The following is a 6,412-nucleotide window of genomic DNA, read 5'->3' on the forward strand; positions in this document are numbered from 1 at the left end:
CTTGATAGGTCGACCTATTGCTACTGGAGGCGACGGTTGAATGAGGGAACATGCATCAACTAAAAACTAACCACAGAATGTGGCAGTTCGAACCGATATTGCTGATGTGCACACTCTACCTGCTGGCTACGAGTGTGGTCGCTGCACCGCAGGTGCACGAAACAATGACGATCATGGTCGAGGATGCGGCCGCCCCCTGGTCGAAGCGTGACGGCACAGGTTACGCCAACGACGTGGTGGTCGCCGCCTTCAAGGAGATGGCGGTCGACGTGCAGCTCAAAGTCGTGCCCTATGCCCGTTGCAAATACATGGTGCTCAATGGCACGAGCGTGGCCTGTTTCAACATGAGTTGGCTGCCCGAATTCGAGGGCAGGATCAAAATGGCCTCGCAACCCATCTACACGGTCAACAATGACATGTTCGAATCGATCAACGCCCCCTTGCCGAAGTCGCCCAAAAGCCCCTGCACCTTGCCGCCCGGCACGGTAGTGGGCACCGTCAGAGGCTACGAATATTCGCCACAGGCCACCGCGCTGCAATCCGCCGGCGTGGTGTTCGAGAATGCTGACTCCGATGTGCAGAACCTTCGCAAACTCGCCGCCCGGCGCTTGTCGGCTGCCCTGATCGTGACCAATGACCTGGAAGCCAAGGAACAGAAGGCCAGACAGGCAGGTACCGAAGATGTCGTCCGGTTCGCCTTCAATTGTGGGCTGTCCGCTGCAACCATAGGCTTTAGCCTGACCCACCCGGACGGATTGCGGGCGCTGAAGATGTATGACGAAGGCTACCGGCGCATCGAGGCCAATGGCGTGCTCAAGCAAATCCATATGCACTGGTTTCCATCGCAGCCTGTTGTCCGTCCCTGAAAGCTCAAGCGCAATCGCCGGGATTTTTCGGTCATCGGCGATTTCGCGGCGGATCACCCGGCCCTAGCGAATACCGGCACCCGCCATGGACTCGGGCACCCACTGCGCCGTCGATAGCGGCTCGATGTAGCGAATCCCGCCATGAGGACCTACTACGCCATTGATGTTGTAGGTGCCGAGCGACAGATCGTAGGTCATGAACGGGGTGGCATCCGGGACTTGCTCGTCGTAGCTCTGGCTGAGGAAGGCGAAGGAGCCACGGTAAAGCTGGCCACTGGTGTCGTACTGATCGGAGGCCACGGCGGCCCAGGTGTCTTCATCCAGGTAAAAGCGCCGCTTCTGGTAGATGTGCTTTGCACCGGGCTTGAGGTTGCCCTCGACGACGTAGACGCGGTGCTTTTCCCAGCGCACGAAAGCCGGGGCAATGAAGTTGGGGGTGGTCAACGACTTGGCGTCATGGGCATAGGTCAGTTTGTAGGTGTTATAGGGCACGATCATTTCTTGCTTGCCCACCAGTGTCCAGTCGTACAGTTCCAGTGCACGGGCGGTACCGGGATTCGGCGTGTCATAAGCCAGGATCGAAATCTGTTTGACCCGGCGTTGGGCCGGCATGTACTGCCAGGCGCGGCCAGGGCGCTGCAGCGGGTTGGTGGCGTTCTTGAGCATGATCGACTCGCCGGCACGCCGCGCAGGTCCGGTATAGGACAGTTTCATCTGGTAGTAGATGTCGGAGTTGTTGATGGGCTTGGACATGTTCTCGTAAATCGGGAAGGAGACAAATGCCTCGCCGCTGACCGCCAGGCTTGCTACTCCCGCCGAGTCGACGCTCCAGGAGTCGTATTTGGAGTGGATGTTGACGCCCTGGAAGCGCAGCAGGAAATTCCACATCGCTTCGGCGCCCGACTGCGGGATCGGGAACGGTACACCGGGCAATACATTCTCAAAAGCGATCCCGCCGTTGAGGGAACGGGCGCCGGTGGCGTTCTTGCGGCTATTGTCCAGTACCGCCTGGGGCAGTGCTGCGGTACGGTGGGTCGGGTAGACGTCGATACGGTAGTCGGGGTAGCGCCGGGCCAGCGCGACGGTGGTGGCGGTCAGCATGCCCTTGTACTGGTCGACGTTTTTGCCATTGATCACCAGCAGCGGTTTCTCGTCGGCGTAGGGGTCCGGACGCATGCTGTCACCGGTCTTGAAGCCGGAAGGGGCATGGGTCAGGCCACCGCTGTAGGGCGGAATCGAACCATCGGCATTACCGGCTTTCTCAGCACCCACCGGTGTGAGGCGGGTGCCCAGTTCGGCGGCTTGCTGACTTGAGACATAGGCCTTTGCATCAATGGTCAGCGCCATGAACAAAGAGACAGCCAGAAGCTTTTTCACGAATTTCATATTGTTATTCTCCGGCCTGGCGTACCAGGCAACTCGTGACTCAGGCGCAGCGGTCGCATCCGTCGGTTCAAGGCAGTACGTTGGGCACTCAGCCATCGGGCTGGCAGTGCACTCAAACGGACGCGCTGAACCATTGCGTTGCGCCGGCTTTCAATTCTCCCGTCTGGTCGTTTTTGCCTTGTGGGCACCCGACGGGCTCAATCGCCAACTCCTTTTATGGCTGACATTAAAGAACCCCTGGAAAGGGGACGCTTTTCATTTGACGACAGCCCCTTGGCTATTGATGACAGACCGACCAATTCCGCGGGCAGGGCGGCCGGGGTGGGGCTTCGGTCAGGGCTGCCGTATTTTTCGACGTGGCCGGACGAGAGCTGTCGGCTTATGCGGTCGTTGCTGGTGGATGCGTCTCAAGCGTTGGTCGGGTTCGGCTGTGACGCTGAGTGGGTAGGGTGGTGATTGGCTTTGTATTAAGGCAGGGAGGTTTCTATAAAACGTGTCTGATGAGAGAGATGATCATGGGCGAGCGGGGGCAGGCTCCAGTCCGGTAGCTGCCCCGCGCCACATCTTCCGGTTAAACGATGTTCAACGCCTTGAGAATCACCAGCGATTGCCCGGCAAAGGCTTGGGCCTGTTCAGTCAGCTCGGCGATATTGGCTTCGGCCGTAGTCAACGGCTGATCGCCAGCAGATCGGTTTTGCATGTTGCCGAACGTATTCGTGTGCACAGCGACTTCAGCACGTTATCCCCACACTGATGACCCCAGCGGTCGTTGATGTATTTGAAGGGGCCCGCGATAGCGGAGTGGCAGTCACTTCAAAGGCGTCTGTCAGGCCGTCATCGCTGGCAAGCCAGCTCCCACAAGTCCGATGGCATTACTTGATTGTGTGAACGATCCAAAAACCTGTGGGAGCGGGCCCCGGCTTCGCAAAACCCTCAAAGCAATCGTTCGATGTCAGAATCTGCGCAACTTGAACGATTTGGAGAACATGATGCTTCGTGTGTTTGAACGAAGGCTCGATCCCTTTCCTCCTGACGAGGTACCACCGCCACCCGACGGTCTGGCTCGCTTCCTGTGGGCCTGTACGCGGGGTGCACGCGGTTACGTCCTTGCGCTTGCGCTGCTCAGTGCCGGCGTGTCCATTTACGAAGCCTGGCTGTTTTCCTTCCTTGGGCAGGTCGTGGACCTGCTTTCGACCTGGCAGGCCGGCGCAGAAGCGGCTGCGCAGGAACGTCGTGTGTTGTGGGGGATGGGCATCGTCATGGTGGCCAGTGTCGGGCTGGTGGCGTTGCGCACGATGGTGCAGCACCAGATATTGGCGATTAACTTGCCGTTGCGGCTGCGCTGGGACTTCCATCGCCTGATGCTGCGGCAAAGCCTTTCGTTTTTTTCCGATGAGTTTTCCGGCCGGGTCACTACCAAGGTGATGCAGACTGCGCTAGCGGTGCGCGACGTGCTATTCACCCTGATCGAGATCGCACCCGGGATCGGGGTGTATTTCATTGCGATCATTGCACTGGCCGGTGGCTTCGCCCTGAAACTGATGCTGCCTTTCGTTGCCTGGGTCGTGTTGTTCGCGCTGGCCATGTGGTACTTCGTGCCCCGTCTGGGGAAAGTCGGGCAGGAACAGGCCAATGCGCGGTCGATGATGACCGGGCGCATCTCGGACGCCTACACCAACATCACGACGGTGAAGCTGTTTTCCCACTCCAATCGTGAAGCGCACTTTGCGCGTGCGGCGATGGAGGACTTCAAGCAAACCGGCTTTCGCCAGATGCGCCTGGTCAGTCAGTTCGAAATCGTCAACCAGGCATTGGTGGTGGCGTTGATCATGGCAGCGGGTGGTTATGCGCTGTGGCTATGGCACCAGGGTGAGATCGGCGCAGGTGCCGTGGCGGCGATCACCGCCATGGCATTGCGTATCAATGGCATGTCGAACTGGATCATGTGGCAAATGACCTCGCTGTTCGAGAGCATCGGCACCGTGCAGGATGGCATGGCGACCCTTACCCGTGGCCCAAAGGTGCAAGATGCACCGGACGCAAGCGTGCTGGTGACCTCCGGCGGCGCGGTCACCTTCGATAAGGTGAGCTTCAATTACAATGGCGAACGCCAGGTGCTCGATGGCCTGAGCCTGAACATCCGTCCGGGCGAAAAAATCGGCCTGGTCGGCCGCTCTGGCGCCGGCAAGTCCACACTGATCAACTTGCTGCTGCGCTTTTACGACGTCGACAGCGGGGAGATTCGCATCGACGGCCAAAACATCGCAACAGTGACGCAGGACAGCCTGCGCGGCGCCATCGGCATGGTCACGCAGGATACTTCCCTGCTGCACCGTTCCATTCGCGACAACATTGCCTACGGACGTCCCGACGCGACCGACGCGCAAATCCGCAGGGCCGCGGCCAATGCCCAGGCCGATGAGTTCATAAGCCAACTGAGCGACCGGCAAGGTCACACCGGCTACGACACCCTTGTGGGTGAGCGGGGCATCAAGCTGTCGGGCGGCCAGCGCCAACGGGTCGCGATTGCCCGGGTGATGCTCAAGAACGCCCCGATCCTGCTGCTTGACGAGGCCACCAGCGCACTGGACTCGGAAGTCGAAGTGGCCATTCAGGAAAGCCTCGATGAAATGATGCAGGGCAAGACCGTGATCGCGATTGCCCATCGACTGTCCACGATTGCGGCCATGGACCGGCTCATCGTCATGGATGAGGGACGCATCATCGAGCAGGGCACCCACACCGAATTGCTTGGCAAGAACGGCGTCTATGCGCGGCTGTGGCAGCATCAGAGCGGAGGGTTCCTGGGCGAGGATAAGGGAGTGGTCGAGACTATGGATCAAGCGTGAGCGTGAAGGGGGACGCAGTGGGGCGTGAGCACACACTCAGCCAGGATCTTACCGTCAGCTTTTGGCCGATCGTGTTGAAAAGGTCGGTCCTTCCAGGCTGCTGCCGTACTGGCGGCATACGCTGCAAGAGGCAAGGCAGGGGGCGGATCCTGAGAATTCCATGTCTCATGCGCGTAGCGCGTTTTTGTCGGGCGGGTTAATCGATATTCGGTATCGGCCATTTCACGTGTGGCAGGGTTTCATATTCGGGCTTTGCAAACAGATAGCCTTGATAGTAGTGAATGCCCAGGGCCAGTAACTGCTGTAATTCAGCATTGGTCTCTACGCCCTCTGCAATCACTTCAATATTGAGTGCCTTGCATACACCGAGAATGCCTTGGACGATTGCCTGTCGCACCGGATCCGTGCAGATGCTACGCACCAAGGCCATGTCCAGTTTGATGATGTCGGGTTGAAACTCTGCCAGCAAATTGAGCCCCGAGTACCCGGCACCGAAATCATCTATCGCTGTCTTGAAGCCTTTAAGACGATATTCTCGAATGATGCTTTTCAGATGTTGCTTGTCCACCAGTTCTTCGTTTTCGGTGATCTCAAAGATCAGCCTTTCTGTGGGAAATCCAAACCTGCGGGCAGCTTCAAGCGTCGCGCGAATGCACGTGGCTGCTTGATATACCGCATTGGGCAAGAAGTTGATGCTGACAAAGCAGGGGATTTGCAAACGTGAAGCAAGCTCAACAGCCTTGACCCGACAGGCTTGGTCAAAGGCGTAACGATTCTGTTCGTTCACCTGACCAAGAATGGCTGCGGCACCACTGCCATCGCAACCACGTACCAAAGCCTCGTAGGCAAAGATACTGTTGTCGCGCAGATCGACGATTGGCTGGAAAGCCATGCTGAACTCAAAATCCAGTTCTTTACCATCCCTGCAGGCACTGCAAGGAGGGACTGGTCGTGTTTTTTCGTTCATTCAAAACCCGTTTTTCAATGACTATTAATGTGTCGATCAAGCCGCGACTTTGCACAGGGCTGCAAGGCTGAATTATCGTGCCAATGCCGACGAGAAATGGCTGATCGCGTGTACGACTTGTCGAGCACTATCCTGAATATCCAGAATCACTTGACCCGCTTCGCCGGCTAATTTGACGCCTTGTTCCGCCTTGTCTTTACTCGCCTCCATCCTGGTCACGGCCCCCTTGGCCAATTCACGATTGTGCTGCACCACCTCGACAATCTTGATGGTGGCCTGGCTTGTGCGCGAAGCCAGATTGCGCACTTCGTCGGCGACCACCGCAAAACCACGACCCTGCTCTC

At 58.1% G+C, this 6,412-nt stretch carries 5 protein-coding genes and 2 pseudogenes; 2 read left to right on the plus strand and 5 right to left on the minus strand.

From position 1 onward, the window contains the following. Positions 1-50 precede the first annotated feature (50 nt). Complete coding sequence (locus tag F7R06_RS17835) at positions 51-866, plus strand: substrate-binding periplasmic protein (protein ID WP_090322949.1); 816 nt, start codon at positions 51-53, stop codon at positions 864-866. Positions 867-929: 63 nt separating this feature from the next. Here F7R06_RS17835 and F7R06_RS17840 read toward each other — a convergent pair whose 3' ends face one another. Together F7R06_RS17840 and F7R06_RS31255 are read right to left on the minus strand one after the other, a co-directional pair. Then, positions 930-2,252 carry a DUF1329 domain-containing protein gene (locus F7R06_RS17840; RefSeq protein ID WP_090322948.1) on the minus strand — a complete coding sequence of 441 codons (1,323 nt, stop codon included), beginning with the start codon at positions 2,250-2,252 and terminating at the stop codon, positions 930-932. Between the two features lie 571 nt (positions 2,253-2,823). Further along, entirely contained in the window at positions 2,824-2,952 is a 129-nt protein-coding gene (locus F7R06_RS31255; protein WP_281198537.1) for a hypothetical protein, read from the minus strand. A gap of 289 nt (positions 2,953-3,241) precedes the next feature. Between F7R06_RS31255 and F7R06_RS17850 the strand changes: the two genes are divergently transcribed. After that, entirely contained in the window at positions 3,242-5,101 is a 1,860-nt protein-coding gene (locus tag F7R06_RS17850; RefSeq protein ID WP_090322945.1) for an ABC transporter ATP-binding protein, read from the plus strand. A 196-nt stretch (positions 5,102-5,297) separates the two neighbouring features. Here the strand turns inward: F7R06_RS17850 and F7R06_RS17855 are convergent, their stop codons facing one another. From F7R06_RS17855 to F7R06_RS31520, 3 genes and pseudogenes are all read right to left on the minus strand, one after another. Continuing rightward, positions 5,298-6,068: an EAL domain-containing protein gene (locus F7R06_RS17855; protein WP_212613248.1), complete on the minus strand. Its 771-nt coding sequence runs from the start codon at positions 6,066-6,068 to the stop codon at positions 5,298-5,300. 72 nt (positions 6,069-6,140) lie between these two features. Continuing rightward, positions 6,141-6,350 (minus strand): annotated as a pseudogene (locus F7R06_RS17860) (pili assembly chaperone); the annotation flags it as partial. Continuing rightward, a pseudogene (locus tag F7R06_RS31520) lies at positions 6,329-6,412 on the minus strand (methyl-accepting chemotaxis protein); the annotation flags it as partial. The pseudogenes F7R06_RS17860 and F7R06_RS31520, both read right to left, overlap by 22 nt.

This window comes from Pseudomonas moorei (genome assembly GCF_008801475.1).
GTDB classification, from domain to species: Bacteria; Pseudomonadota; Gammaproteobacteria; order Pseudomonadales; family Pseudomonadaceae; genus Aquipseudomonas; species Aquipseudomonas moorei.

Coding starts and splice junctions, on each gene's coding strand:
- F7R06_RS17850 (WP_090322945.1), top strand. CDS start 3,242: ATGCTTCGTGTGTTTGAACGAAGGCTCGATCCCTTTCCTCCTGACGAG.
- F7R06_RS17855 (WP_212613248.1), bottom strand. CDS start 6,068: ATGAACGAAAAAACACGACCAGTCCCTCCTTGCAGTGCCTGCAGGGAT.
- F7R06_RS31255 (WP_281198537.1), bottom strand. CDS start 2,952: ATGCAAAACCGATCTGCTGGCGATCAGCCGTTGACTACGGCCGAAGCC.
- F7R06_RS17835 (WP_090322949.1), top strand. CDS start 51: ATGCATCAACTAAAAACTAACCACAGAATGTGGCAGTTCGAACCGATA.
- F7R06_RS17840 (WP_090322948.1), bottom strand. CDS start 2,252: ATGAAATTCGTGAAAAAGCTTCTGGCTGTCTCTTTGTTCATGGCGCTG.